Source organism: Frankia sp. EI5c, from assembly GCF_001636565.1.
In the GTDB taxonomy this organism is placed as follows: domain Bacteria; phylum Actinomycetota; class Actinomycetes; order Frankiales; family Frankiaceae; genus Parafrankia.
Genome location: NZ_LRTK01000028.1, coordinates 39088 through 66037, shown reverse-complemented (window position 1 = coordinate 66037; position 26950 = coordinate 39088). Strand labels below are relative to the sequence as shown.

The window sequence follows — 26950 nt, the reverse complement described above, 5'->3', positions numbered from 1 at the left end:
CGCCGGGCCGTCGTGGACGACGGGGGTGCGGGCCCGCCTCAGCGCATGCGCATCGCGCCGGTCTCGTCCAGGTACCCCCGCATGTCGATGGCCATCGTGTGGACGTCCTCGACAGCCGGTTCGGGGCCGTCCTCAGGCCCCTGGGCGTAGCGGAAGGACAGCCGCGGCAGCATCTGCGTCGGCGCGTCGACGAGGCCGGGCGCCGACTCGATCAGCCCGGACTCCCAGTCGAGCTCCTTGCCGCTCAGCGGCCCCGACGGCAGGCTCTGCGCCGCCGGCGAGGTGGTGACGAGCACGAAGTCCAGCACGCCCAGAACGGCGATCGCGGCGATCGCGGGTAGCGCGGCGATCGGCCGCCAGGCCGCCAGGCCGACCATGACGAAGACGGCGACGACGGTGAGCCCGCCGACGATGTGCCGGCGTACCGGGGGTAGCGCGGGCACCTTACGACCACGCCGGTAATGCGCCATACCCAACAGTGTGCCCCCTGTGTGGCAACTGTCCAGAAGGGGGTACCCGGCCACCCCGGACCGGTTCCGTCTCGCGTCACCGGGTCACCGGACGGGTGCCCTCCGACTGGCGCCCTCCCGGGGGTGACCGCAGGGTGGAACCGGCGCGCCACCTGGATCGGAGGCGTCAGATGTGACAGCGGAGGGTATCTGCAATGCCTCTTTCCGGTGAAGCTTCCGCGACGTCCCGCCGGAATGAGTCACACTTGCCATGGGAAATGTGAGATCCATGGCCCGTCGCCGCACCATGGGATCGACCTCGCGAGGCTGGAGGATCGCCGTGGAGGTTAAAAGTCGTGGCCNCCTGCCACGACCGCTGACGCCATCCCGGCCAGGAACCCGACCCCGACCGCGCCTGTGTCCGAGGTCAGGGCCCGCCCTGGTGATCGCCGCGGTGGTCGCGCTGCTGGCCGCGGCGTCCGGATGTGGTTCGCCTAGTTACGAATATGTGACAAACAAAAACGACGGCGCCTTCCTGAAGGTGCCGGCCGGCTGGACCCACCAGGAGATGGCCGGCCCCGCGCTGTTCGGTATTGACGCCCGCAATGTCAGCCCGGAGATGCTGCGGACGCTGATGTCGCGGGAGTGGGTCGTCGGCCTCGACGCGTCCGAGAAGTTCGACGAAACCAGCCTCTTCGTGCCGGATGCCCCGTTGCCGAAGGGTTTCGTCCAGGTGCGCCACCTCCTTCCGGAGGAAGCCCGCGCGGTCTCTGTCAATGATCTGCGTAACTTCGTCGTCTCCGTGGACGAAGCGGTCGCGGCCCAGCAGGAGGCGGTCCGCCGCGACCCGTACGGCGCGCGCCTCGCGCCGAGCTTCCTGCTCATGGCCGACGAGTCGGTGTCTCGGGACGAGGGCGTCCACGGCGTGCATCTGATCTACCAGGTGGCCACCGCGGCCGGTCTGGTGACCATCGACCAGACAAGCCTCCTCGACCAGAACCAGACCGTGCTCTACCAACTCGTCCTGGCCTGTTCAGCGCTGTGTTACGCCCAGCACGGCGGGCAGATCGGCGAGGTCACGGGCTCCTTCACCATCAAGCCGACGGACCGAGGGCAGTAGCCATGAGCGCAAGCGACCGGGCGGGTGGCCCGGCTACCTCCTCCGCCGCGGGTGATGCCGCCGGGCGCGACCGCGGCTCGGAAGCCCGCGCCGAGCAGCGCCGCCGGCCGGCGGCGCTCTGGGACAGGATCAAGTTCCTGCTCCTGCTCGGAGCGCTGTTCACCTTCGTGGTGGCGGCGGACGTCTCGGGTAACCCGCTGATGACCTGGGGCGACGCGTTCCGCATCCAGGCGCGGTCGAGCTGGTGGATCCTGGCCCTGCTGGGTCTTGAGGTGGTCCACCAGATCCACATCTTCCTCGGCGAACGGTCGGCCGCCTACTACCTGTTCTGGACGGATCGGGTCTTCGGCCGGGCCGAACGCCGGTTGCTGCGCCTCAACGACTGGAACCGGTACCGGGTCAGCCGTGCCCTGAAGATCGTGACCGCGCTGGCGCTGGTCCTCTTCGTCTACGCGCGGGTCGTCGACCAGTCCCTGTTCGAGGCCACGGTCGGCATGCCCGCCGCCGTCTGGGGCGCGATTCCGTACGTACTGCAGCTCGTGTTGTTCCTGGGCCTCATGGTCGGCCAGTTCGTCGCGATCTTCTGGTTCCTGTCGAAGGGCGGCGTCGAGGTCTACTTCCCGGAGGACATCAAGACCAGGTTCTCCGACGTGTGGGGCCAGGACCATGTCGTCGGCCGGGTCCGGGAGAACGTCTTCTATCTGGAGCGCCCCGAGGAGATCGAGGACCGGGGTGGCTACGTCCCCGGCGGAATCCTCCTGTGGGGCCCGCCGGGGACGGGCAAGACGCTGATCGCGGAGGCCGTCGCCGGCGAGACCGGAAAGCCCTACGTGTTCGTGGATCCGGGCGCCTTCTCGGCGATGTTCATCGGTGTCGGCATTCTCAAGGTGAAGTCGCTCTTCCGTCGATTGCGCAAGCTTTCGCTGCGCTACGGCGGCGTGATCGTCTTCTTCGACGAGGCGGACACTCTTGGTAACCGCGGGCAGCTCGCCACCGGGTTCGGTGGAAAGCTCGGCGGCGCGGCCCGGGCCTTTTCTCGCGGCGGTGGGTCCGCCGGTGGCCGGCACGCCATCTCATCCGTACCCGGCGCGTTCGACGCGTTCGGAATGCCGGCGGGCCAGGCGCCGCTGGACGCCTGCAACGGCTTCTCCTATCTGGATTCCTTCGCGCAGGCCCAGATCGCCCGGGAACGCGCCCAGCGGGAGAACCTCGTGATGGGTGGAATGGGCGGCGGCGGGAACTTCGACGGCACCCTGCAGGCGCTGCTGACCGAGATGTCGGGGCTGAAGAAGCCCCGCGGTTTCCTCAACCGGGTCGTCCGGCGCACCCTCGGTATGCGCCCGAAGCCGCCGCCGAAATACCGCATCCTGGTGATGATGGCGACGAACATGCCCCAGTCGCTGGACGAGGCGCTGCTGCGGCCGGGCCGTATCGACCGGATCTACAAGGTCGGTTACCCGAGCAAGGAGGGCCGGATCCGGACCTTCGAGGGCTACCTGGCGAAGGTGCGCCACGAGCTGACCTCCGACCAGATCGAGCGGCTGGCGATCATGAGTCCGGAGGCCACCGGCGCCACCATCAAGGACACGGTGAACGAGGCGCTCGTCCAGGCCATCAAGGACGGCCGCGAGGTGATCACCTGGCAGGACATGCTCCGTGCCCGGGTGGTCAAGGAGTACGGCCTCGCCGACGACCATGAGCACATCGCCCGCGAACGGCACAGCATCGCGCTGCACGAGGCCTGTCACGCGGTGGTCGCCTACCGGACCCAGCGCGGCCGGGTCATCGACCTGGCGACCATCGAGCGGCGCGGGGGAGTGGGCGGCTTCGTCGCGCACGTCGCGATCGAGGAACGCATGTTCATGTGGAAGTCAGAGATCGAGATCCAGGTGATGGTGTCGCTCGCCTCGCTGGTCGGTGAGCGGATGTTCTTCGACGGCGACAACACCGTCGGGGTGGGCGGTGACCTGCGCAGCGCCACTCTGCTGGTGTCGGGGAACATCTCGTCGGCGGCGATGGGCGACACGCTCGCCTCCCGGCTGAGCATGATCGAGAACCAGATGGGGTCGGCGTCGATCGACGCCGACCGCCCGTTCGGTGAGCAGGTCGAGGCCAAGCTGCGGGAGCTCTACGAACGCACCGAGGCCGTGCTGGCCGCGAACCGGCGCGAGGTGCTCTCCCTGACGCACGCGCTGGAGACCTACAAGACGATCAGTGGCGAGGATGTGGAGGCGATCCTCGAGGGGACGGCGGGGCCCACCATCGACGGCAGCCGCTACACCGAGCCCGGCTTCATGACCGAGATGGAGCGGTACCACAGCTGGGCCGTGCAGGTCCACCGGGGCATGTACCAGCAGGATGTTCCGCGGCTGCCGGGGCTGGGGCAGGCCGCGGCGCGCGAGGCGATCGCCGCGCCGTGGTCGCGCCCGGAGGACGCGTCCACGGCGGACTGACCAGCGCCGCGGCCCGCCCGTTGCCGGCGGCGGCCCGGCGCAACGACCCGAGGGCGTAGAGACATCCGGCGATGGCCGCCGCCCCGGCCAGGAGCAGGCCGGCGCGCGGGCCGAAGGTCTCGGCCACCCAGCCCGCGACCGGCCCGCCGACGGGCGTCGAGCCCAGGAAGGCCACGGACCACAGCGCCATCACCCGCCCGCGCATCTCGGGGGCCGACGACAACTGGACGGTGGCGTTGCCGGTGGAGATGAAGGCCACGCTCGCCGCTCCGACCACGACCAGCGCGACGACCTCCAGCGCCAGGGTCGGAGCCGCGGCGGCGAGCAGCAGGACCGCGCCGAAGCCTCCGGACGCCATCGCCAGCGCGGCCACGCCGACCCGGCGGCGCCGGGCCACGAGCAGCCCGCCGGCCACGGCGCCCGCGCCCATCGCCCCGGTGAGCAGGCTGTACGTCGCGGCCGACCCGTGGAAGGTCTCGCGTGCGACGAGCGGCAGCACCACCTGGAACTCGTAGGCCAGCGCGCCGATCACCGCCATCATGACCAGCGGGATCCGCAGTTCCGGCGTGCGCATCGCATAGGCCAGGCCGGAACGCACCTGACCCGGTGCCCGCGGCACGGGCCGGCGCGGCATCAGGGCGGCGGTGTCCATCCGCCGCAGCGCGAGCACGACCGCGGCGAACGACGCGCCGTTGAGCAGGAAACAGCCGCTGGTGCCGATCAGGCTGATGACCACGCCGGCGATGCCCGGGCCGACGACCCGGGCCGCGTTCATGGTGACCGAGTTCAGGGTGACGGCGTTCGGCAGGTGCTCGGCGCCGACCATCTCCTGGACGAAACTCTGCCGGGTGGGGTTGTCCACCGCGCTGATCGTCCCGATGGCGGCCGCCACGAGGGCCACCATCCACAACCGGGCCTGGCCGGTCAGGTCGAGGATGCCGAGCCCGACCGCGAGCACGGCCAGCAGGATCTGGGTGGTGATCAGCAGCCGGCGGGAGTCCGAGCGGTCGGCGATCAGCCNGCCGTACGCGCCGAACAGCAGGACCGGCAGGAACTGGGCCGCGGTCACCAGCCCCAGCTCGGTGCCCGACGCGCCGAGGGAGAGGACCAGCCAGCCCAGCGCGATCGTCTGCATCCAGGTCCCGCACAGGGAGACCACCTGGCCGCCCAGGAAGAGGCGGAAGTTCGGTACCTGCAAGGCCGCGAACGTGCCGCCCCGTGGTCTTCTCGCGCCGTCCGCGGTGGGCTTTCGCGCCCTCGACGTGGCCGTGCGTCTCATCCGGTGCACCTCCGCACCGGTCCAACGTGCATCGGCCGGAAGTTATTTCGCCTTGCTAAATATCTGTCGCGCCGATCGGCCCCGGGTCTGGAGGTGGAAGCTGTGATCTTCCGGTGTCCTGGGGTGGCGTCGCCCTCGATCCGCCCCTATGATCGAACGCATGTTCGAATTCGCTCAGCCGGTGGGCATCGGATCCACCGAGCCGGGAGGGGCCGGTCCGGAGGATCCGGAGATGCCGATGCGGGATGTCGACGGGTGGGTGGCCAGGATGGCCGCCGTCGATCCGGCGGCGATGCCGGATGCCGAGCTGGCGCTGCTTCTGATTGACATGCGGCGCCTCGTCGACGCCACCGAGGCCGGCTGGATCCGCCTGCTCGCGGAGTTCGACCGGCGCGGTCTGTGGCGGTGTGGGCCGTGGCGGCGGGGCGGCGCGCGGTCCGCGGCGGCCTGGCTGCGCAGGGAGTGCCGGCTCGTGCACCCGTCGACCACGACGGCGTTGCTGGTGGCGAGCGTGCTGCGGTTCCTGCCGGCCACCGCCGAGGCGTTCCGTACCGGCACGATCAGCTTCGAGCACGTCCGGGCGATCGCGCCCGCGGTGCAGGGTGGTCGCGGTGAGCTGGTGCGGAACGCCGACCCGATCTTCGCGCGAGCGGCGNTGTGGATGAACCCGCGGCAGTTGGGCAACGTGGTGCGGACCTGGATCCGCCTGACCGAGGCGGAGCATCCGGCCACACCGCCGTCCACCGGCCGCGGCCCGTGATCCACGCCGGTGGTCTGGCGCGCCGGGCTCAACCCAGGCCCGGCGCGGATGCAGCCCGGGCCGGGGAGGCCGGCATCGCCGACACTCCCCGACCGGGTGAGCTGACTACAGGGGGATGTTGCCGTGGACGTTCTTGTCCGCACGCGCGCCGGCCAGCGCCTCGGCCAGTGCGGTGGCGACCGCGCCGCGGGTCTCCGAAGGCGAGACGACCGCGTCGACCACACCCAGCTCGACCGCGCGGTTGATCCCGCCGACGGTGCGCACGTGCTCCTCGGCCAGCTCGGCCACCACATCCCCACGGCGCTGCGCGGGAACCTCGGCCAGCTGCCTGCGGTGCAGGATGCCGACGGCCGCCTCGGCGCCCATGACCGCGACCTGGGCGGTCGGCCAGGCGTAGACGGCGGTCGCGCCCAGGCAGCGGGCGTTCATCGCGATGTAGGCGCCGCCGTAGGCCTTGCGGGTCACCACCGTGACCCGCGGCACGGTGCACTCGGAGAAGGCGTAGAGCAGCTTCGCGCCGCGGCGGACCACACCCTCCCACTCCTGACCCACGCCGGGCAGGTAGCCCGGAACGTCGACCAGGACCACGAGCGGTACCCCGAAGGAGTCGCACATCCGCACGAACCGCGAGGCCTTCTCGGCCGACAGGGCGTCGAGGCAGCCGCCGCGGCGCAGCGGGTTGTTCGCGACCACGCCGACGGTTCGCCCGCCGATGCGGCCGAGGGCCGTCACGATGTTGCGGGCCCACTTCGCGTGCAGCTCCACGACCTGGTCGTCGAGCAGGCCGGCGACGAGCGGGCGCACGTCATACGCGCGCCGGGGGTTCTCCGGCAGCAGCTGGCCGAGCTCACGCTCGGGGACGAGACCGATGTCGCCCTGGTCGGCCAGCAGCGCGGTGATCGCGCGGGTCTGCTCGAAGGCGGCGTCGTCGGAGTCGCAGGCGAGGTGGACCACGCCGCTGCGGGTGGAGTGAACCTCCGGCCCGCCGAGGCTGTCCGCCGTGCACTCCTCGCCGGTCACCGACCGGACCACATCGGGGCCGGTGACGAAAACCTTGGCGTCCGGCCCGGTGATGACCAGGTCGGTCAGGGCCGGGCCGTAGGCGGCGCCACCGGCTGCCGCGCCCAGGACCAGCGAGAGCTGCGGAACCTGGCCGGAGGCGCGGACAGTGGCCGCGAAGACCCGGCCGACTCCGTCGAGCGAGGCCACACCCTCCTGCAGCCGGGCGCCACCGGAGTGCCAGATACCGATGACCGGGCAACGCATCCGGACGGCCGACTCGATCGCGTGCACAATGCGCGCGCAACCGTCCCGCCCCATCGCGCCACCCTGGACGGTGGGGTCCGTCGCGAAGGCAACGACCTCGTTGCCGTCGACGAGACCCTGGCCGGCGACGACTCCCGAACCGTCGGCGGAGGCGAACAACGAAAGCGAGTCCGGGTCGAAGAAGCGGCTCAGCCGCGCGACAGGTGTCCTTGGGTCGGTACGATCGATGGTGGACAGACTCACCGTAGGTCTCCTCGGTTGAGCGGTATCAGTCTGCTCCGGCGCAGATGGCGGCGATGAATTCGGCCACCGTGAACGTTGGATGTCGGCTACAGGCCGGGCCCGCAAGACATTGTTCCGCCGCCGCGGGCACGCCACCGTCGTGGCGGCGCACCCGCGGAGCGTCGATCGATCTTTCTAGACCGTGAAGGCGAGGCAGACGTCATGCCCGCCGAACCCGAACGAGTTCGACAGGCCCGCGCCCGAGCCCAGCTTCCGGTTGTCGATGCTCACGACGTCGAGAGGGATCTCGTCGTCGAGGGCGTCGAGGTTGCGTGTCGCCGGAACCACGCGCTCGCGCAGGGAGAGCAGCGTGACCACGGCCTCCAGCGCGCCGGCGGCACCGAGCAGGTGACCCGTCATCGACTTGGTCGACGTGACCGCGATGGAGTCGAGGGCGTCGCCCAGCGCCAACCGCAGACCCACTGCCTCGGCGACGTCGCCGGTAGGCGTCGACGTCGCGTGCGCATTGATGTGGATCACGTCCTCGGGAACCAGCGAGGCCGACCGCAGCGCCGCCCGGACAGCCCGGGCCGCACCGGCACCGGTCGGGTCCGTCGCCGCCACGTGGTAGGCGTCCGAGCTGATGCCCGCCCCGGCCAGGGTCCCGAGCACCCGCACGCCGCGCGCCGCCGCGTGCTCGGCGGACTCCAGCACGAGAACAGCGGCGCCTTCGCCGAGCACGAACCCGTCCCGGCCCTTGTCGAACGGCCGCGAGGCGGTCTCCGGAGCGTCGTTGCGCCGGGAGAGCGCCTGCATCTGGGCGAACCCCGCGATCGGCAGCGCCGCGATCGCGGCCTCGGTGCCACCGGCGATCACGATGTCCGCCCGCCCGGCGCGGATGATGTCCAGCGCCAGCGCGATTGCCTCCGAGCCGGNGGCGCAGGCACTGACCGGGGCGTGGACGCCGGCCTTGGCGCCGAACGCCAGGCCGACCGTGCTGGCCGGCCCGTTCGGCATCAGCATCGGGACGACATGCGGGGAGACCCGCCGCGGCCCGCGCTCCCGCAGCACGTCGTGCTGGTGAAGCAGGGTCAGTACCCCACCGATGCCGGACGCGACGCAGACCGCGAGGCGCTCCGAGTCGACCTCCGGCGAACCCGCGTCAGCCCAGGCCTCCCGCGCGGCGACCAGTGCCATCTGCTGGCTGCGGTCGAGGGTCCTCGCCTCGACCCGGCCCAGCGGAGGTTCCACCGCCAGCGGGGCGGCGATGTGCACGGGGAGCTGCTCGACCCAGTCCTCGGTGAGGCGACGTGCGCCGGAGCGGCCGGAGAGCAGCCCCTCCCACGTGGACGGCACGTCGCCGCCGAGGGGAGTGGTAGCCCCGAGGCCGGTAACGACGACCTGCCTGGGGGTGGGTGTCACGCGGCGACACCCGCTCGCTGGATGTAGGAGACCGCGTCACCGACCGTCTTGAGGGTCTTGACGTCCTCGTCCGGAATTTTCACACCGAACTTCTCCTCGGCCGCCACGACCACCTCGACCATGGAGAGCGAGTCCACGTCCAGGTCGTCGATGAAGGTCTTGTCCGCGGTGACGTCGGCCGGCTCGACACCGGCGACCTCCTCGAGGATGGCGGCGAGGCCGGTGAGGATATCGGCTTGCGACATTAACTTTCCTCCTGTGCGGGATGCGGGATCAGCGTTCCGGCCGGGCCGGTTGCTGGCGGTCGGCCCGCTGTGGGCCGGTCCGGGCAGCGGTGGTGCGTTGGGCGCGCCGCCAGTCGTATGGCGGGGCGCCGGTGGTTCGGGTGCTCGGGGGCATTCGAGGTCACCCGGGGGCATGCGGGCATCCGAGTGCCGGAGCGCTCGGATGCCCTGGAACGGTCAGGGTGCTGAGGTCTGCCCGGCGCCGCGGGGTGCCCACGTTCCTGGGCCTGCCCGTGGACCTGGTCGNGCTCAGGGGCACCGGACCACCTGCCCGCAGTAGGTCAGGCCGGCTCCGAACCCGAACAGCAGTACCGGGTCTCCGGAGACGACCTCACCGGCCTCCATCATCCGGTCGAGGGCGAGTGGAATGCTGGCGGCGGACGTGTTGCCGGAGTCCACCACATCGCGGGCGATCGGTACGTCGGGTACACCGAGGCCGCCCGCGAGCGCCTCGACGATGCGCAGGTTCGCCTGGTGCGGCACGATCGCGGCGAGCTCCTCGGGCGCGACTCCGGCCCGCTCGCAGATCTTCCGCAGGCTCNGTACCAGCGAGATCGCCCAGCGGAACACGGCCGGGCCCTCCATCCGGAAGGAGTTGTCACCGTTGCCGGGAACCTGGATCGCCCCGGGCCGGGAGCCGTCGTGGCCCCACACGGCCGGGCCGATGCGGTCCGTCTCGGTGGGGCCGACCACCACCGCACCCGCACCGTCCGCCAGCAACACGCAGGTGGACCGGTCGCTCCAGTCGGTGTAGTCGGAGAGCCGCTCCGTCGCGACGACCAGCACGTGCCGCGCGCTGCCGGCCCGCACCATGTCGGAGGCGGTGGAGAGGGCGTAACAGAAGCCGGCGCAGCCGCCGTTGATGTCGAACGTGCCGGCGACGGACGCTCCGAGGCGGGCGGCGATCTGCGGCGCCGCGCCCGGGATCTGGGACGGCGAGGTGCAGGTCGCGGTGATCACCGCGCCGACGTCGCTGGCCGCGAGCCCGGCCGCGGCCAGCGCCTTCTCCGCCGCGCTGGCTCCCATCGCGACCGTGGACTCGTCGCTGTCGGCGATGCGCCGGGTCGCGATGCCGGTTCTGGTCCGGATCCACGAGTCCGAGGTGTCGACCTGACGGGCGAGGTCGTCGTTGGTGACCAGCCTGGCCGGCCGGTAGGTGCCGAGGCCCAGGACTCCCGCGCCGGTCATGAATCCGCCCCGACCAGGGCGCCCGCCTGGGCGGGCACGGTGACTGCCGGCAGGTGCTCGGCGATCAGCTCGCGGGCCGCGTCCAGGTCGGCCGGGGTCTTCACGGCGACGATCTTCGCGCCGCGCAGCTCGCGGCGGGCGATGCCGGCGAGCGTGCCGGCCGGCGGCAGTTCGATCACGGCGGTCACGCCGGCCTCCCGCATCGCCGCGAGGCACAGGTCCCACCGCACCGGCGCGGCCACCTGGGTGACCAGCCGCGCGACGAGGTCGGCGCCGTCGTGGACCAGTGCGCCGTCCGCGTTGGAGAGCTGCCCCAGCGCGGGCACGCCCGGGGTGACTCCCGCGGCCACGGCGCGCAGCGCGTCCCGGGCCGGGGCCATGTGGTGGGTGTGGAACGCTCCGGCGACCGACAACGGGCGCAGCTTGGCCCCGGCCGGGGGTGCCTCGGCCAGCCTGGCCAGGTCCTCCAGCGTGCCGGCGGCGACGATCTGCCCGGCCCCGTTGCGGTTGGCGGCGGTCAGCCCCAGGCCCTCGACCGCCGCGGCGACCTCCTCCGGATCCCCGCCGAGCAGCGCGGTCATTCCGGTCGGGGTCCGGGCCGAGGCCTCGGCCATCGCCCGCCCGCGCAGCCCGACGAGCAGCAGCGCCGCCTCCGGCGTGAGCGATCCGGTGACCGCGGCGGCGGTGATCTCCCCGACGCTGTGCCCGGCCAGCAGCGCGTTCCCGCCGGCGGCGACGGCCGGGGTGGCCGGCAGCAGCCCGAGCTGCTCGGCGGCGAGCAGGCCGTTGGCGACGATCAGCGGCTGGGCGACGGCAGTGTCCCTGATCGTCTCCGCCGGCGCGTCGCAGCCGACCTCGACGAGGTCCAGCCCGACCGCTGTGGACCACCAGCGGAGACGGTCCTGGACGCCGTCAAGCTCCAGCCACGGACGTAGCTGTCCGGGCGTCTGAGCACCCTGTCCCGGTGCGAGGATCGCGAGCACGTATCCACCTAACCCCGTGTGGCCGGTCGTTGTCGCTGGCGACGAGTCACCGATGTCTCGTCAGCTCGTTGTCGATGCCCTACAAAGGGCTGGCACCGACGGTACGTTAGTCCCGCGGTGGGTCACCTGGCCGAAATCTGGTGACCGGTGGGCGAATCTGCTTGGTGTGACCCTTCTTGCACCGCCGGTGTCGGTCGGTGGCTCGGATCACGGACGGGGCTCGGGTCCGGTTCGTTCTGTAGGTTGCGCACCGTTCAGACGGCCGAGTACCANGGCGATGTGCAGGATGAACCGCTCCCGGTGGTCGGCCGGATCAAGCCCGCAGACATCCGCGGCCTTGCGCAGCCGGTAACGCACTGTGTTCGGATGAAGGTAGAGCGCCCGGGCTGTCGCCTCCAGCGACGCGCCGAAGTCGAGATAGGCCCCGGCGGTCTCCAGCAGTGGGGTGCCGGCGTCCCGCAGTGGCAGGTACACCTTGCTGATCAGCCGGTGCCGCGCGTCCTGGTCGCCCGCCAGTGCCAGCTCGGGCAGCAGCGCGCCGGCGGACACCGGGCGCGGCGCGGCCGGCCAGGCGGCCACCACGTCCGCGGCGGCGAGGGCCGCCCGGGCGCTGCCGGGTGCCCCGGTGAGATCCGCCGCGATCGGCCCGACCACGACGGGGCCCGGTCCGCAGGATGGCAGCAGGGCCCGGGCTGCGTCCAGCGCGGTCTCGGCGTTGCCGGCGGCCGCCGTGGCGTCGGCCTGCCCGGCTGTCGACGCGGCCGCGGTGCCGGCCCCGGGCTGTTCGCCGTCGGCCGGGCCGAACGCCCCGCCGACCACCATCACAAGCCGGTCGTGGTGCACCCCGGCGAGCACCTCGAGCCCGGCCGCCCGTGCCCGCCGGTGGACCTCGTCGACCGCGGCCTCCGGCGAGGTCGGCGGCGCCGAGCCCACGATGACGGTCACCGCCGGCGGGTTGCGCCAGCCGACCGCCGCCGCCCGGGAGGGCAGGCCGCGGTCGACCTCGCCGCGTACGACGTGGTCGACGACCAGGGCCTCCAGCCGGGCGTCCCAGGCGCCGCGCTCCTCGGCCGCCCGCGCGTAGACGACCGCGCCCGCGAAGGCGATGTCCCGGGAGTAGCGCAGGACATCCGCCAGCAGACGCTGTTCGTGCTCCGGCCCGGCGAGCGCGGGCACCTCCGCCTCGATGGCCTCGACCGCGACGCGCACGAGGTCGACCAGCCGGCGGAAGGTGACCGCGCGGACCAGCTCGCGCGGCGCGACCCGGAAGACGTCCCCGGACAGCTCCCGAGCGTGCTCGGGGCGGCGACACCACTCGACGAAGGACGAGATTCCGGCCTGGACGACGAGCTGGATGTCGGCGCGGTGGCGCGCCGACATGCCCGGGTACCAGGGGAGCACCTCGGTCATCTGGGCCGCGGCCCGCGCCGCGAGGTGCCCGCTGGCCAGCTCGACCCGGCGGATCACCTCGTCGGTGGTTCCGCGGACCGGGATCGCGCCGGCTGACGAGCGCCGGCCGCCGTTCGTCGATCGGCCGGAGGTGGCCACCTGGCTGGGAGTGGAGGTGGAGGAGACCGGAGTGGAGGAGGAGAAGGACGCCGCGGTCGCGGGGGAGAGCGACGGCGGCAGCGGCGGGCCGTTGTCCGGCGCCTTCCCGGCCGCATCACCCGTCCGCTCGACCGCCACGGGGTCCAGCATGACACGGCGTCAGAGTTGGTCCCGGTAGGTGGCGGCCCAGTCATGCACGCGCGCGACATATGCCCGGGTTTCGCGGAACTCGGGGATCCCGCCGGCGGTGCGGACGGCCTGCGGCCCGGCGTTGTACGCGGCGAGGATCAGCGAGATGCGGTCCCCGGGAAGATCCGCGAGCGCCTCGGCGAGATGTGCCTCGTAGTTCGCGGCGGAGGGGATGGCGTCCCTGGGCTCCAGCGGGTCCGCCACGCCGTCGCCGTCCCCGTCCAGGCCGAACTGTGCCCAGGTCGTGGGCAGGAACTGCATCATCCCGCGGGCGCCGGCATGGGAGACCGCCGCCGGGTCGAACCCGCTCTCGACCCTGGCCTGGGCGGCGAGTTGCGCGGCGCTGAGAACCCCGTAGCTGGCGGCGGCCGCCTGGAACACCGGAACCAGGTCGGCGGGCACGTCACCGAACGGCCGCTCGAAGATGTGGCTGCAACCGGAGAGCAGGCTGATCACCACCAACGTGGCCAGGACCGCNGGGACAGGAGCGCGCCGGATCATGGCCCTCATTGTCCGTCCCGCCGCGGAGCCGTGTCCGGATGACCGGGTACTTCCGGGTGGCCTCCCCGGTCTGCCGTCGCGCCCTCAGCCGACAAGGCGCGCCCGCAGCGAGTTCAGGTCGTCCTCGGTGAGCCCGGCGCCCAGCGCCCAGCCGACCGGCCCGCCCCAGATCTGCTGCACGGAGTCGAGGAACCCCTGCATGACCTCGGGACGGCAGACCAGCTTGTCCACGGTGAGCGGGTTGTCGGGCCGGTTGTAGGACGGGCGCCGGGCCAGCCGCGCGTCGACCTGCGCGATGCGCTCGTTGGTGAGCACGTAGTCGTGGACGATCGCGTCCCGGTCGACGCCGACGATGCCGAGCACGAGCGCCGAGAGCACACCGGTGCGGTCCTTGCCGGCGGCGCAGTGGAACAGCACCGGCCCGGAGGCGGGCTCCGCGAGCAGGCGGACGGCCCGGGCCGCCGCGTCCCCGGCGTGGCGCAGGTAGTCCAGGTAGCGCTCGACCCGCGCCGCCGAGTCGATGTCCTGGACGATCGCGGCGTGCCGCGGGTCGTCCGGCATGATCCACCGGCCTGGCAGGAACGACAGGTTGTGGTACGTGATGGATTCGTGTTCCAGCGGGCCGCGGCCCTCAGCGGCGATCTCCTCCTCGGCCCGCAGGTCGAGGACGGTACGCAGCCCGTAGGTCTGGCGAAGCCGAAGCACGTCCGTGGCGGTGAGTTCCTGCAGCGTGTCGCTGCGTAGGCAAACTCCGTGCCGGGTCAGTCGGCCGTCGGCGGTGGGTATGCCGCCGAGGTCGCGGGTGTTGTCGGTGCCTGCGAGATCGAACCAGCGGTGCACCGGCTGATCATAGGTCGGCCTGAGGCGCTCCCGGTGCGAGTTCGGGCATACGCGGCAGGACGATCGGTGGCCGGGCGGCCTGGGCGCTGCCGTCGGCGGGGTCGATCGGGCGCGCGGGAACCCCGGCCACGACGAGCCCGGGGCGCACGTCGTCGGTGACCACGGCACCCGCCCCGACGACGGCGCCGGCGCCGATCCGCCGGCCGGGCACGACGCTGGCCTGCATGCCCACCCAGGCCCCCGCGCCGACCTGCACGCCGCCGCCGAGGCGGGCGCCCGGGGCGACCGTCGCGTAGTCGCCGAGGTGGCAGTCGTGGGCGATCCCGGCCCCGATGTCGACCAGGACGTGCCGGCCCGTCCTGATGTTGGTGGTGAGGCTCGCGAGCGCGCAGACGACGGTCCCGGGCCCGAGCCTGACGTCGCCGCCCAGGTGTGCGCGGGGATGGACGAGGGTCGTGGGCCGGCGTCCGCAGGCACTCGCGTAGCGGTCGATCCGGGCCCGGGCGGCCGCCGCCCCGATGCCGATCAGGTAGTCGGCGTCCAGGCCGGCCAGCAGCTCGAGGCCGCCCAGCACGCTGGATCCGCGGCGGGCGAGCGGGTCGGGGTCGGCGTGGCCGTCGTCGAGGAACCCGAGGAACCCGTAGGCGTCCCCCCCGGCGGCATTGATCGCCTCGACGAGGTCGAGGAGCTCGCGGCCGTAGCCGGCCGCTCCCACGATGACGAGCTGGCGTCGGTCGGCTGGCACGGGGCGAACGTAGAGCGATGACACTGATCATTCAATTGGACACTCTGGGTAGTTGTTCGATCTCCTGATGGTGGTCTCCACGGTGGTCTTCGAGGGTGTCGGGCGACTGTCTGGAGTCGGCGGGGATGTGTCCTGATGGGCCTGCCCCGAACGATCTACTACTATGGGTGTCCAATCAATCGCTAATAGTGTCCAGGTGTGCCCGCGGCCATCCAGGTGTGCCCGCGGCCGCCGACTGCGCCCGTGAGGAGTGATCCGGACGATGCGGACTGGACTGGCGGCACGGCTCGGGACGGCGGGGCGGGCCCGATGAAGGTCGTGGTGACCGGGGGTGCCGGTTTCATCGGCGCCCACCTCACCCGGGCCCTGCTCGCCCGCGGTTGCGAGGTCGTCGTCGTCGACGACCTGAGCAGCGGCGTCCGCTCGAACCTCACCGGGCTGCCGGTGAAGCTCGTGATGGGCAGCGTCACCGACCGTGAGCTCATGGAGGAGGCGTGCGTCGGGGCCGGCAGCATCGTCCACCTCGCGGAGCGGCCCTCCGTCGAGCGCTCGCTGCTCGACCCGATGGCCACCCACCACGTCAACGCGACCGGGACGCTGACCGTGCTGGACGTGGCACAACGCAGCGAGACGCACGCGGTGATCGTCTCGTCGTCCGCGGTGTACGGCGATCGCGCCGCCGCCGCCGACCACGGTGGCGGTGGCGGTGGCGGCGTCGTCGAGGCGTGCGCCGAGACCGATCCGCCGCGCCCGAACAGCCCGTACGCGGCCAGCAAGCTGGCGGCCGAAGGCTATGCCCTCGGCCACCGGACCAGCTTCGGGCTGCCGGTGCTGGTCGCGCGGCTGTTCAACGTCTACGGCCCCTACCAGTCCGTGCGGCACGCCCACGCCGCGGTCATCCCGTCGTTCATCGACGCCGCCCTGCGGGGCCGGCCGCTGACCGTGCACGGCGACGGACGCCAGACCAGGGACTTCACCTACGTCGGGGCGGTCGCGGAACTGCTCGCCGAGGCCGCCTGCCGCCGGCTGACCCACCCCGGGCCGGTCAACCTCGCCCTCGGCACCCGGACGAACCTGCTGTCGCTGGTCGGCCACCTGGAGGTCGTCCTCGGGTGCCGGCTCGACGTCGAGCACAGTGCGCCCCGCGCCGGGGACATCCGGGACTCACGGGCCAGCACGGCGGTCATGCGTTCCCTGTTCGGCGGCGTCGAGGGCCAGGAGCTGCGGGCGGGCCTCGCGGCGACGGCCCACTGGTACCGGGCTCGCCTGCACGAGAGCGCCGGTGGCGCCGCCCGCGCCACCGTCATCCGGCGCTGACCGCGCGGCGGCTGACCACGCCCCACGCCCCAGAACGATCCGCGGGGCTCACCGGCGCCCGGCGTCGTCGACGGCCCGGTCGGCCGCCGGTCCCTCCTGGCGGGGCACCTCGGCCCGGGCCTGCGGGGCGTGCTGGTCGTGGGCGAGCGTCCGCAGCGCGGCGCGGACGGTCTCCGGGTCGGCGTACGGGTCGATCGCCTGCGCGGCCCGCGGGTCCAGCGGCGGGACCGGCACCTGGGAGATCAGCGGATGGCGCGGCCGGGTGTCGACCTCGTCCGCGCCGAGCAGCTCCTCGTGCAGCTTCTCGCCCGCGCCGAGCCCGGTGTAGACGATGTCGACCGGCCTGGGCGCGCGGGCCGCGAGGCTGCGGGCGACATCCGCGATGCGCACCGGTTCGCCCATGTCCAGGACGAGGGCCTCGCCGGCCGAGCCCAGCGCGCCGGCCTGCAGGACGAGCTGGACGGCCTCCTGGATGGTCATGAAGTACCNGGTCACCTCGGGGTCGGTGACGGTCAGCGGCCCGCCCGCGGCAAGCTGGCTGGCGAAGACGGTGAGCACCGAGCCGTTGCTGCCCAGCACGTTGCCGAAGCGGACGCTGACCAGCACCCCGTCCGCGCTCTTCGCGACGTGGGCGGTGAGCCGCTCGGTGATCCGCTTCGAGTAGCCCAGCACGCTGCTCGGGTTGGCCGCCTTGTCCGTGGAGATGTTGACCAGACGGAGCACACCGCAGGCCACGGCGGCGTCGAGCACGTTCAGCGTGCCCCAGAGGTTCGTTTTCACCGATTCGCCGGGGAAGCGCTCCAGCAGGGGCAGATGCTTCAGCGCCGCCGCGTGGAAGACGACCTCGGGCCGGCGCTCGGCGAACAGCCGGGCCATCAGCGCGGCGTCGCGGATGTCNCCGAGAACGATCGCGTCGTCGTCGAGCATCGCCCGGCCGTGCAGGGAGAGCTGGACGGCGCGCAGTGCCGACTCGTCCCGGTCGAGCATGATCAGTTCTGCCGGCCCGAAGGCGTGGATCTGCCGGCACAGCTCGGATCCGATGGAGCCGCCGGCGCCGGTCACCAGGACCCGCCGGCCCGCGAGGTACACCCGCGGGGCGGTCATGTCGGTCCGGACCTGGCGGCGGCCGAGCAGATCGGCGAGGTCGAGATCGCGGATGTCGCCGACCCCGACCGCGCCGTCGGCCAGATCCACGACCCGGGGGAGCACCTTGACGGCGAGGCCCGCGGGCTCGGCGAGCGCGCTGATCTCGCGGAGCAGCGTGCCGTCCGCGCTCGGGATCGCCACCAGCAGGGTGCGGGCTCCGGTGGTCTCGGCCACGGCCGCGATCGCCTCCCGCCCGCCGCGGACCCGCACTCCGGACAACTGCAGGTTCCACGTGTCGGGGTCGTCGTCGAGCAGCGCGACCGGCAGGTAGGGGCTGTCGGGTGTGCGCAGCATCGCGGCGAGCACCCGTTGCGCACCGTCGCCGGCCCCGAAGACGATCAACGGTTCGGCGCCTTCGAGGGACGGGCGGAGCAGCCGCTCCTCCAGCAGTCGCCACAGGTACCGGACGCCGAACATCAGCACCAGCGTCACAGCGCCGCCCAGGGGCGGCACGCTGAGCGGCACCGGCCGCGGTGACCCGAAGGCCAGGACGACGACCAGCACCCCGGTGACGGTGAGCGTGACCGCGACCAGGATGCCCAGGACCTCGTCGAATCCGCCGAACCGGTACCGGCCCAGGTACAGATGCAGCGCTGTGCCCAGGAAGTGCAGCAGGCACACCGCCAGAAACAGAATCACCCAGAAGCCCGGATCCGCGAGTGCGGCGGGGTCGAGGTCGAGCCGCCCCACCTGCGCGGCGATGAGGCCGAAGGCCAGTGCGCAGACGTCCGTGGCGATCTGCAACCCGACCCGTTGACGGAGATTGAGTCGCGACACGCGCTGGGCGACCGCTGTCGTCCACAGACCGTGACGCGGTCCGTCTACTCTACGTCTCCACATGAGTCCACAGCGTAATCGTCGCTGTACGTAAATGACCGACTACCAATAGGTACGTTGTGTTTGTTGAGTGTCACGGTGAGTGGTCGGGAGAGTATCCCGGGAGGGTGGTCGACGAGTGGAACTGCGCGAGTACGTGCGCATCCTGCGTCGAAGTTGGTTGCTTGTCCTGACCTGCGTGCTGTTGGGAGGCCTGCTCGCGGCAATGGTGAGCTGGCGCCAGGCGAAGACGTACGCGGCCTCGGTGACAATGCTGGTCTCCTCCTCGGACGAGGAGGCGGGCGCGGCCTCGGCCTACCAGGGTGGACTGCTGTCCCAGCAGCGGGTCAAGTCCTATGCCAGCCTCGTGGCCAGCGAGCGGGTCGCGAGCGCGGTGATCGAGCGCCTGCGCCTGACGGACAACCCGGCCGAGCTGAGCAGCCGGATCGACGCGCAGGCGGTGCCGGACACCGTCCTGCTGCGGGCCGTCGTGCGGGACACCGATCCCCGGCGCGCGCAGTCGATCGCCGACGGCATCGGGGAGGTCTTCTCCAGTGCCGTCGACCAGATCGAACGCCCGTCGGCGGACGAGCCGCCGTCGGTCCGCGTCCGGGTCTGGGAACACGCGAAGCTGCCGACCGCGCCGATCTCTCCGCAGCCGGTCCGCAACGGCGCGCTCGGTGTGCTGCTGGGCCTGCTGCTCGGTGTCGCCGCCGCCTTCGTCCGCCAGCGCCTGGACACCAGCATCGCGGGAGACGCCGACGCCAGCGCCGTCACCGGGCTGGCCACCCTCGGGATGATCAACTATGACTCGGACGCCGGCCGGCGTCCGCTCATCGTCCACGTGAGCCCCCATTCGCGGCGCGCCGAGGCATTCCGCCAGCTCCGCACCAACCTGCAGTTCGTCGATATCGACACCGGCCCGCGGTCCATTCTGGTCACCAGCTCGGTGCCGGACGAGGGCAAGACGACCACCGCCTGCAACCTGGCGATCACGCTCTCCCAGGGTGGGGCGCGGGTCTGCCTGATCGAAGGCGATCTGCGGCGGCCGTCCTTCGGTGACTACCTCGGTATCGAGTCCGCCGCCGGCCTGACCTCGGTCCTGATCGGTGCCGCCGACCTGGACGACGTGCTCCAGCCGTGGGGCGAGGGCCGGGTCGGCGACGGCCGGCTCGAGATCCTGCCGAGCGGCCCCGTCCCGCCGAACCCCAGTGAGCTGCTCGGGTCGCGCAACATGGCCGAGCTGCTCGACGTACTCGACCGCCGCTTCGACATCGTCCTCGTCGACGCGCCGCCGCTGCTGCCGGTCACGGACGCCGCCGTGCTGTCGACCCGGGTGGACGGCGTCCTGCTCGTCGCCCGGTCCGGGCGGACGCGCCGCGATCAGCTCCGCCGCGCGGCCGAGGCGTTGCGAGCCGTCGATGCGAACCTGCTCGGCACCGTGCTGACGATGATGCCGATGAAGGGCGTGAACGCGCAGTACTACGGCAAGGACGGCACCTACGCCCCGCTTCCCCGCCACACGCGCTCCCGGCGGGACGCTCCGGCCCAGCCGGCTCCCGCCGATCGGGGCCTGCGTCCCGCCGGGAAATCCGCCCGGGGCCGAACCACGGCCGCCGGGGATGGCTCCGCCCCCGAGGAGACGTCAGGACCTTCCATTCCGGCCCAGGCGGGGCCTGCGCGCACCGGGGCGAAGGCGGTGTCACCGCCCCCACGGTCGGCGGGATCCTCCCCGGCGACCTCCGCCACTCCCACCAGTTCCACCACTCCCACCAGTTCGACCAGTTCCGCGGCCTCGGCCGCCGCGGCCTCGGCTACGTCGGCGTCCGCGCCGGTGGCCACCCGGGCGGCGGCCGACCCGGGCGCCCCGCTCGGCGGCCGGGGCGGCCGCGGGACGTCGCGAGCCCGGTCGAAACCCACCGCCAGTCCGGTGGACGGGGCGACGAACGCGCGGCGGCCGGCCGCCACCGAACCCGCGGGCCCCGCGGGCAGAACGGGTGGCACCGGTGCTCAGGAGGGTCCGGCGGTCACCGGCGGTTCGCCGGTGACCGGATCCGCGCAGTCCTCGGCGCCCGCTCCCGCGACCCCCGCGCAGCCACCGGCGGCGCCGCGCGGCGCGCCGCCACGGAAGTCCGGGGAGGCGCGAGCGGCGGACATCACGACCCAGCGGCGGTCAGATGATCACACCGCGCCACTTGCCTATGGTGCGGCAGAACAGCCGGACCGCCGTACGGGCCGGTGACGGGACGGTCGACGGGGGGAACGGAACTCGACCAGGCGGGGCAGGCCCACGCCAGCGGTGAGCCGGCCGCCGGTGCGCCCGCGGCCGGTGACCGCGGGGGTGAGCCCGGCGCTGACCACGGGGGTGACCTCCGCGGTCAGCTCGGGGTGCGCGAGCCGGCCGGCGCCGGCGGTGATCGGCGCGGGCGCCGGTGGGGCCCGGTGGGCCGGCGGGACTGGCGCCCGGGACGGCGTCTCGTGCTGGCCACCCTGCTGGTCTTCGTCGCGCTGGTGGCGGCCGGTGCCTGGATTGTGGTGCGCGGCCTGCTCGCCCGCTCGCACCTGGACGACGCGCGGGCCCGGATAGCCGAACTACAGTCGGCGATCACCAGCGGTGCCGTGCCCGAGCCGGCGGATCTGCGGCGGGCGATGGACGAGGTCGTCGCCGGGACGGGGGCGGCCAGGTCGCTGACCTCGGACCCGCTCTGGTCGCTCGCGGGGCACCTGCCGCTCGCCGGTTGCCCGCTGCGCTCGAGCGCGTCCCTGGCGGCGGCGCTGGATGACGTGGCCACGGGCGCGCTGCCGTCGGTCGTGGAGCTGGGTGACCGACTCGCCCCCGACACCCTGCGCTCCGGGACGGCCGTCGACGTCGCCGCGCTGGCGGCAGCCCGGGCACCTGCCGAACGGGCGCGGGTCGCGGTCGCCGCGTTCGAGGAGGCGGCGCGGCGGGCGTCGCCGTGCGGGGGGATCGGCCACCGCGTCGGCCTCGACAGTGCCCGCGGCGAGGCGGTCGCCACCGGTGAGCGACTGCACGGTGTGCTGGACACCCTGGTGCTCGCCACCAGGATCGGCCCGGACATGCTCGGTGCGAGCGGGCCTCGCCGTTACCTGCTGGTGGTGCAGAACCCGGCCGAGTCGCGCGCCAACGGGGGCATCGTGGGCGGGTTCGGCGTGCTCACGGCGGCAGACGGCCGGCTGGAGCTCGACGACATCTCCGGTAACGGCAACCTGCCGGGCGGGCCGACCCAGAGCCAGCCGGCCGCCGCCCTGAGTCCCCAGTTCAGGGCCCGCTACGGCTCGTTCCGGCCGGACCGCATCTGGGCGAACGCCAACCTGACGCCCGACTACCCGACCGTCGGCCGGCTCTACTCCGCTCTCTACCGGGCCGGCACCGGGAAGGAGGTCGACGGGACGATCAGCGTCGACCCGACGACGCTGGCCTACCTGCTGGCGGCGACCGGACCCGCGGTGCTGCCCGACGGCACCTCGATCAGGGCGGACGAGCTGGTCGAGCTGGTCGAGTCCCGGGTCTACGCACAGATTGACGATGTCGCCGGGCGGGACGAGTTCTTCGCCACCGTCGGCGAGGCCGTCTACCAGGCCGTGGTGACCGGCGGCGGGTCCGCCGGCGAGACGTCGAAGCTGTTCCAGGCGATGGCGCGCGCAGCACGGGAAGGGCGGCTCCAGGTGTCAAGCAACCACGCCGACGAGCAGGGCGCGCTTTCCTCGACGGCGCTCGGCGGCGCGCTGCTCGACGTTCCCGGCCCCTTTCTGGGGGTGGTGACGCAGAACGCGACAGCGAGCAAGCTCGACTACTGGTTGCGGCGCGGTACCGAATACCGCATGAAGCGCCAGCCCGATGGAACCGGACAGGCGACGATCACTGTTTCGCTGACGAATGCGGCCCCGGAGGGTCTCAGCGACTACGTCCGTAACCGCGGAGACGTCGACATCCCCGGCTGGCGCAACGAAGAGGCCCAGAACCACCTCTGGGTCTCCCTCTATACGGGCCACGGGAGCCTGCTCGTGGACGCCNTCCTCGACGGGGAACCGGTCTCGATGGCGGTGGGACAGGAGAAGGGCCGTCCCGTTCTGTCGACCTATCTGACGGTGGATCGCGGGCAGACCCGGACCCTGCGGCTGCGGGTTCTGGAGCCTTCGGCCGGACCTGTTCTGACTCTCCGGAGTCAGCCTCTGCCATTTCCTGAGCACCTGGTGGTAGAGGGCCTGCCGGCCGAGCCTCCATGGTCACGCAGAGTTAGCAACTGACGACGCTACGTTCTAGACACTGAGAGTGACTCTCTGTACTCTCCCTGTAGTCAATCATCCGACTTCTTGAACGGATCACCCGCAGGGAGAGTGTCTGAATGAAGTTCCGAACTCTCGGCGTCGCGCTGGTGGCGGGCGGCGGGCTAGCGCTCGCCGCGCTGCCGGCTTCTCCGGCGGCGGCCTTCGACGACAAGCCGTACCCGCCGATTTCCTGCTCCGGACCAACCGGTGAAGGCAGCGTTACCAAGTCCCTTCTACTGGTGGGTGAAGGCACGTTCTTCAGCGGGTGCGGCTTCCTGCCGGGGACGCCCGTGGAGATCGAGCTCGACGGAGTCGCCTACAGCGAGACGGTCNCGGACGCAGGCGGCAGGTTCACCGCGCTCGTGATCATCAACTCCGCCGGCACGCACACGATCGCCGGCGTGGGAGAGGCCGGCGCGCCGGGCGTGACGACGGCGAACGAGGGCGGCGGGATCTTCTCCGAGCCGATCTTCGCGGACAAGCCCGAGGAGGCGGCGGCCGGGGCCGTCGGAGACTCGATCTTCCCGGACAAGGTCGAGGACGGGGTGGCTGGCACGACCACCGGGGGCCCCGCCACAGATGTCCCGGCAGTCGCCGGGGCTGAGGCCCCCGTCGTCGGCGACCTGCCGAAAGTGGGACTCGCGACCCGCGTCCCGCTCCAGGGGCCCTTCGGGCCCNGCGTGATCACCGCGACCGTGACGGCGATCGGGATCGGGGCGGGCGGGATCACGGGCCTGCCGTTCGACCCGGCGCTCGTCGCCAGCTGGATCAGCAACTGGGGCCAGTGGGCGGCCGAGAACGGTAAGGACGACCGGCACCACGACCGCGATGGATCCTGCTTCGGCGANGGCTTCGGCAACGGCATCGACAAGGACAGGGACAAGGACAGGGACAAGGACAACCGCGACAAGGACTTCGCCGACAAGGACGGCCGCGTCAAGGACGAGGAGCGCACAGGTCTCGCTTCGCCGGTGGTGAACCCGCTGGCCGACGGTGACGGCCGCGAGGAGGGCTGGTTCGGCGACAAGGACGACTGGTTCGGCGACAAGGACCGCGACAAGGACGACTGGTTCGGCGACAAGGACCGCGACAAGGACCGCGACAAGGACCGTGACCGCGGCGACTGCATCATCGCCGGTGGCGTGGTCGGTGTCGGTGTCGGCGGTGCCGGTGTCGGCGCGGGTGCGGGTACCGGTGCCCTGCCCTTCACCGGTGTCGAGACCGGTGCGATGGCCTCCATCGCCTTCGCGCTGCTCGGTGGCGGTGTCCTGCTTCGGGTGGCTGCCCGTCGCCGGCGCCTCACCGGCCGGGTGCAGGGCTGACCCGGAGATCCACAACCGGTAGGAAGCGCAGGGTGCCTCGGCACCAGTGAGAATCGGCACCAGTAAGAGACAGAAAAGGCACGGGCCGTCCGCGCACGACGCGGGCGGCCCGTTGCCGTCGGCAGCCCTGGCCCGTCGGGTGCCCTGGTCCGTCAGCCAGCTTGCGTGGCCGTCCGTCGGATGGCGTGGGCGCTCAGGCGGTGCCGCGGCGCAGCGGGTCGAACGGGAGCAGCGCGGCGGGTGTCCGCCCGGTGACCAGCGCCCGCGCCACCAGCCGGCCGGTGATCGGCCCCAGCGTGATGCCCCACATGCCGTGCCCACCCGCCACGTGCACCCGCGGCGAGGACGTCGGACCGAGCAGCGGCAGCCCGTCCGGGGTGCATGGCCGTGGCCCCATCCACTCCAGCGCCCGCGCCCGTAGGTCGACGCCGCGCAGCAGCCCGCCCGCGGCCGCGACGATCGCGTCGATCCGGCGTGGGTCCCGCGGCGCGTCCGGTCGGCGGAACTCCATCATTCCCGCTATCCGCAGCTCGGAGCCGATCGGAGTGCAGGCCACCCGGGACGCCGGGAAGTACACCGGGCCGGTCGGTGGCTCCTTCACCGGCACGCTGAAGCTGTAGCCGCGACCGGCCTGCACCGGCATGCGCACCCCGAACCGGGCCGCCAGCGGGGGCAGCCAGGAACCGGCCGCCAGCACCACCGCGTCGAACCGGGCCGGAGGGCTGGCATGGTCGGCCATCGCCAGCACCACCCCGGTCCCCAGATCGATGACCTTGTCGACGGCGACGCCCTCGCGGATGATCCCGCCCCGCTCGCGCACGGCGTCCGCCAGCGCGGCCACGAACCGGCCGGGGTCGCAGTACCGCTGGCCGTGGACCTGGATGACGTGCGTGATCTGGTCGGAGAGCATGGGTGCCCGGTCCCGGGCGGTCAGCGCGTCGAGTTCCTCGCTGTCGACGGGCTGGCCGCAGGCGCGCACCTCCGCCAGTTCGGCGAGCAGCGCCTCGGCGCCGCGCCGGTCGCGGAAGCAGGCGAGGAACGGGGCGGCGGCCCGGGTGGGCGCGGCGACGCCACCGTCCGCCAGCTCGTCGAAGGCGTCCAGGCTCTGCCGGGTGAGGGCGGACAGCGCCCGCATCGCCCGGCGCCACCGCGGCTGTGTGCTGTGCCGGACGAAACCGGCGAGGAAGCGGGCCAGCGCGGTGTCGGCGGCGGGCGGCAGGTAGACCGGCGAGTCCGGCCGCAGCAGCACCCGCAACCCATAACGGAGCACCGCCGGCTCGGGCAGTGGCGTGGCCAGACCCGGCGTCAGCCAGCCGGCGCTGCCCCAGGACGCGCCGGCGCCGGCGTGCACCGGGCCGGGTGTCACCCGGTCGCGTTCGAGGACGGTGACGCCCACCCCGTGCTCCTGCAGGTACCAGGCCGTACACAGGCCGACCATGCCGCCGCCGACGACGGCCACATGGTCCGGGTGGGGGGCGGGGGACGAGGTCGATCCGGGACGAGGGTCCACATCTGAGATGTTCCCCCCGGCCGGGCGGCGCAGCCCTCACGCAACGAAACTGTCACCGGACGACAACCGCCCACGGCTACCCCGTACGCACGTTCGGGTGCGTCCGGGGTGGCCGTGGGCGGAGTGGATCTCTCCGGTTGTCGCCGGTGACCGCCTCGGCTACCGCTTGGTGAGTGCCCGCAGGTACTCGCGGTTGAGGTTGCCGATGCTGGTCAGCGGGATGCCCTTCGGGCAGGCGACGGTGCACTCACCGGTGTTCGTGCAGCCGCCGAAGCCCTCGTCGTCCATGGCCGCGACCATGTCACGCACCCGGCTCTCCCGCTCCGGCGCGCCCTGGGGCAGCAGGTTGAGGTGGGTGACCTTGGCCGAGGTGAACAGNATCGCGGAGCCGTTCGGGCAGGCGGCCACGCAGGCACCGCAGCCGATGCAGGTCGCGTTGTCGAACGCGGCGTCGGCGATGTCCTTGGGCACCGGCGTCGCGTGCGCCTCGGGGGCGCTGCCGGTGACCACCGAGATGTAGCCGCCGGAGCCGATGATCCGGTCGAACCCGGAGCGGTCGACGACCAGGTCGCGCACGACCGGGAAGGCCGCCGCCCGCCACGGCTCGATGTCGATGACGTCGCCGTCGGCGAACTCGCGCATGTGGAGCTGGCAGGTGGTGGTCCGGTCCCGCGGACCGTGTGCCTGGCCGTTGATGACCAGACCGCACATGCCGCAGATGCCCTCACGGCAGTCGTGGTCGAAGGCCACCGGGTCCTCGCCGTCGACGATGAGCCGCTCGTTGAGCACGTCGAGCATCTCAAGGAAGGACATGTCCGGGCTGACGTCGGCCAGCTCGTAGGTGACCATGGCACCGCGGTCCTCCGGGCCGCGCTGCCGCCAGATCCGAAGGGTGAGGTTCACGGTCGGGGCTCCTTCGAGTGCTGTGTGGCTCGTCGCGCGGCGCGCGCACGTCCTTGATCGCGCCGCTGAGCGGCGCCGCGGAAGCGGATGGCGGGGGAGGGCAGGGCCGCGGTGGATGTACAGGCGGCCGGTGCTCCCGGAGCCGGCCGCGACCGTACCGCCCCGACCGGGGCGGACGGGCGACGGCCGGCAACGAGAATCACGAGTAGTTGCGCTGGGCCAGGTGGACGTAGTCGAACTTCAGCGGCTCCCGGTGCAGCACCGGGGCCCCGCCGGTGTACTCCCACGCCGCCGCGTAGGCGAAGCGCTCGTCGTCGCGCAGCGCCTCGCCGTCCGGCGTCTGGCTCTCCTCGCGGAAGTGCCCGCCGCAGGACTCGGCGCGGTGCAGCGCGTCGAT

General features: G+C 72.5%; 18 protein-coding genes and 11 pseudogenes. 8 read left to right on the top strand and 21 right to left on the bottom strand.

Annotation, left to right across the window (positions count from 1 at the left end; translation table 11 throughout):
• Positions 1-38: 38 nt before the first annotated feature.
• Entirely contained in the window at positions 39-470 is a 432-nt protein-coding gene (locus tag UG55_RS14880; protein WP_066068648.1) for a hypothetical protein, read from the bottom strand.
• A gap of 421 nt (positions 471-891) precedes the next feature.
• Between UG55_RS14880 and UG55_RS14875 the strand changes: the two genes are divergently transcribed.
• Together UG55_RS14875 and UG55_RS14870 are read left to right on the top strand one after the other, a co-directional pair.
• Positions 892-1569 (top strand): hypothetical protein, encoded by a 678-nt coding sequence (locus UG55_RS14875; protein ID WP_396230913.1) that lies wholly within the window; start codon positions 892-894, stop codon positions 1567-1569.
• 2 nt (positions 1570-1571) lie between these two features.
• Positions 1572-4022, top strand: coding sequence for an AAA family ATPase (locus UG55_RS14870; protein ID WP_066068646.1), 2451 nt, complete (start codon positions 1572-1574; stop codon positions 4020-4022).
• Between the two features lie 7 nt (positions 4023-4029).
• Here the strand turns inward: UG55_RS14870 and UG55_RS27355 are convergent.
• Positions 4030-5042 (bottom strand): annotated as a pseudogene (locus tag UG55_RS27355) (MFS transporter); the annotation flags it as partial.
• Between the two features lies 1 nt (position 5043).
• Positions 5044-5301, bottom strand: a 258-nt coding sequence (locus tag UG55_RS37250; RefSeq protein ID WP_242424406.1) for an MFS transporter, incomplete at its 3' end; no start/stop codon positions are given.
• A gap of 148 nt (positions 5302-5449) precedes the next feature.
• Between UG55_RS37250 and UG55_RS46255 the strand changes: the two are divergent.
• Both UG55_RS46255 and UG55_RS45425 read left to right on the top strand, forming a co-directional pair.
• A pseudogene (locus UG55_RS46255) lies at positions 5450-5956 on the top strand (DUF222 domain-containing protein); the annotation flags it as partial.
• A gap of 1 nt (position 5957) precedes the next feature.
• Positions 5958-6061 (top strand): annotated as a pseudogene (locus UG55_RS45425) (hypothetical protein); the annotation flags it as partial.
• A 105-nt stretch (positions 6062-6166) separates the two neighbouring features.
• Here UG55_RS45425 and UG55_RS14860 read toward each other — a convergent pair.
• From UG55_RS14860 to UG55_RS14820, 11 genes and pseudogenes are all read right to left on the bottom strand, one after another.
• Entirely contained in the window at positions 6167-7570 is a 1404-nt protein-coding gene (locus UG55_RS14860) for an acyl-CoA carboxylase subunit beta (RefSeq protein WP_066068642.1), read from the bottom strand.
• A gap of 174 nt (positions 7571-7744) precedes the next feature.
• Positions 7745-8484 (bottom strand): annotated as a pseudogene (locus tag UG55_RS37240) (beta-ketoacyl synthase N-terminal-like domain-containing protein); the annotation flags it as partial.
• 1 nt (position 8485) lies between these two features.
• Positions 8486-8971, bottom strand: a 486-nt coding sequence (locus tag UG55_RS37235) for a beta-ketoacyl synthase N-terminal-like domain-containing protein (RefSeq protein ID WP_304440413.1), incomplete at its 3' end; no start/stop codon positions are given.
• Positions 8968-9216: an acyl carrier protein gene (locus UG55_RS14850; RefSeq protein WP_066068636.1), complete on the bottom strand. Its 249-nt coding sequence runs from the start codon at positions 9214-9216 to the stop codon at positions 8968-8970. The genes UG55_RS14850 and UG55_RS37235, both read right to left, overlap by 4 nt.
• Positions 9217-9504: 288 nt before the next feature.
• Positions 9505-9796: pseudogene (locus tag UG55_RS37230) on the bottom strand (3-oxoacyl-[acyl-carrier-protein] synthase III C-terminal domain-containing protein); the annotation flags it as partial.
• A 1-nt stretch (position 9797) separates the two neighbouring features.
• Positions 9798-10443 (bottom strand): beta-ketoacyl-ACP synthase 3 (locus UG55_RS14845; protein WP_242424403.1); only part of this gene is annotated, 646 nt, incomplete at its 3' end.
• A complete protein-coding gene (locus UG55_RS14840; protein WP_066068630.1) occupies positions 10440-11426 on the bottom strand; it encodes an ACP S-malonyltransferase in 987 nt (328 codons plus the stop codon). The genes UG55_RS14840 and UG55_RS14845, both read right to left, overlap by 4 nt.
• A 273-nt stretch (positions 11427-11699) precedes the next feature.
• Positions 11700-13124: CdaR family transcriptional regulator (locus UG55_RS14835; RefSeq protein WP_242424401.1), on the bottom strand; the 1425-nt coding region annotated here is incomplete at its 3' end.
• A gap of 9 nt (positions 13125-13133) precedes the next feature.
• Positions 13134-13640 (bottom strand): annotated as a pseudogene (locus UG55_RS14830) (transglycosylase SLT domain-containing protein); the annotation flags it as partial.
• A 108-nt stretch (positions 13641-13748) separates the two neighbouring features.
• The gene (locus tag UG55_RS14825; RefSeq protein ID WP_066068622.1) at positions 13749-14504 is read right to left on the bottom strand and encodes a tyrosine-protein phosphatase; all 756 of its coding nucleotides are present in this window, start codon (positions 14502-14504) and stop codon (positions 13749-13751) included.
• A 7-nt stretch (positions 14505-14511) separates the two neighbouring features.
• Positions 14512-15249, bottom strand: coding sequence for a NeuD/PglB/VioB family sugar acetyltransferase (locus tag UG55_RS14820; protein WP_066068619.1), 738 nt, complete (start codon positions 15247-15249; stop codon positions 14512-14514).
• Positions 15250-15558: 309 nt separating this feature from the next.
• On the opposite strand from UG55_RS14820, the gene UG55_RS14815 reads away from it, so the two are divergent.
• On the top strand, positions 15559-16566 hold the full coding sequence (locus UG55_RS14815) for an NAD-dependent epimerase/dehydratase family protein (RefSeq protein ID WP_066068616.1): 1008 nt from the start codon (positions 15559-15561) through the stop codon (positions 16564-16566).
• Positions 16567-16614: 48 nt separating this feature from the next.
• On the opposite strand, the pseudogene UG55_RS37225 reads toward UG55_RS14815, so the two are convergent.
• The 3 genes and pseudogenes from UG55_RS37225 to UG55_RS37215 form a co-directional block, all read right to left on the bottom strand.
• Positions 16615-17054: pseudogene (locus UG55_RS37225) on the bottom strand (polysaccharide biosynthesis protein); the annotation flags it as partial.
• Position 17055: 1 nt separating this feature from the next.
• Positions 17056-17463: pseudogene (locus UG55_RS37220) on the bottom strand (polysaccharide biosynthesis protein); the annotation flags it as partial.
• A gap of 1 nt (position 17464) precedes the next feature.
• Positions 17465-18552: nucleoside-diphosphate sugar epimerase/dehydratase (locus UG55_RS37215; RefSeq protein WP_242424399.1), on the bottom strand; the 1088-nt coding region annotated here is incomplete at its 3' end.
• A gap of 115 nt (positions 18553-18667) precedes the next feature.
• Between UG55_RS37215 and UG55_RS14805 the strand changes: the two genes are divergently transcribed.
• From UG55_RS14805 to UG55_RS30045, 3 genes and pseudogenes are all read left to right on the top strand, one after another.
• Positions 18668-20770, top strand: coding sequence for a polysaccharide biosynthesis tyrosine autokinase (locus tag UG55_RS14805; RefSeq protein WP_066068610.1), 2103 nt, complete (start codon positions 18668-18670; stop codon positions 20768-20770).
• Positions 20771-21177: 407 nt separating this feature from the next.
• Positions 21178-22563: pseudogene (locus UG55_RS37210) on the top strand (DUF4012 domain-containing protein); the annotation flags it as partial.
• 1103 nt (positions 22564-23666) lie between these two features.
• Positions 23667-24140, top strand: a 474-nt coding sequence (locus UG55_RS30045; protein WP_206779372.1) for a hypothetical protein, incomplete at its 5' end; no start/stop codon positions are given.
• 193 nt (positions 24141-24333) lie between these two features.
• Here UG55_RS30045 and UG55_RS14790 read toward each other — a convergent pair.
• From UG55_RS14790 to UG55_RS37195, 4 genes and pseudogenes are all read right to left on the bottom strand, one after another.
• Positions 24334-25578 carry an FAD-binding oxidoreductase gene (locus tag UG55_RS14790; RefSeq protein ID WP_396230917.1) on the bottom strand — a complete coding sequence of 415 codons (1245 nt, stop codon included), beginning with the start codon at positions 25576-25578 and terminating at the stop codon, positions 24334-24336.
• A 231-nt stretch (positions 25579-25809) separates the two neighbouring features.
• Positions 25810-26028 (bottom strand): annotated as a pseudogene (locus UG55_RS37205) (succinate dehydrogenase/fumarate reductase iron-sulfur subunit); the annotation flags it as partial.
• A gap of 1 nt (position 26029) precedes the next feature.
• Positions 26030-26553 (bottom strand): succinate dehydrogenase/fumarate reductase iron-sulfur subunit (locus UG55_RS37200; protein WP_255360485.1); only part of this gene is annotated, 524 nt, incomplete at its 3' end.
• Between the two features lie 199 nt (positions 26554-26752).
• Positions 26753-26950: pseudogene (locus UG55_RS37195) on the bottom strand (fumarate reductase/succinate dehydrogenase flavoprotein subunit); the annotation flags it as partial.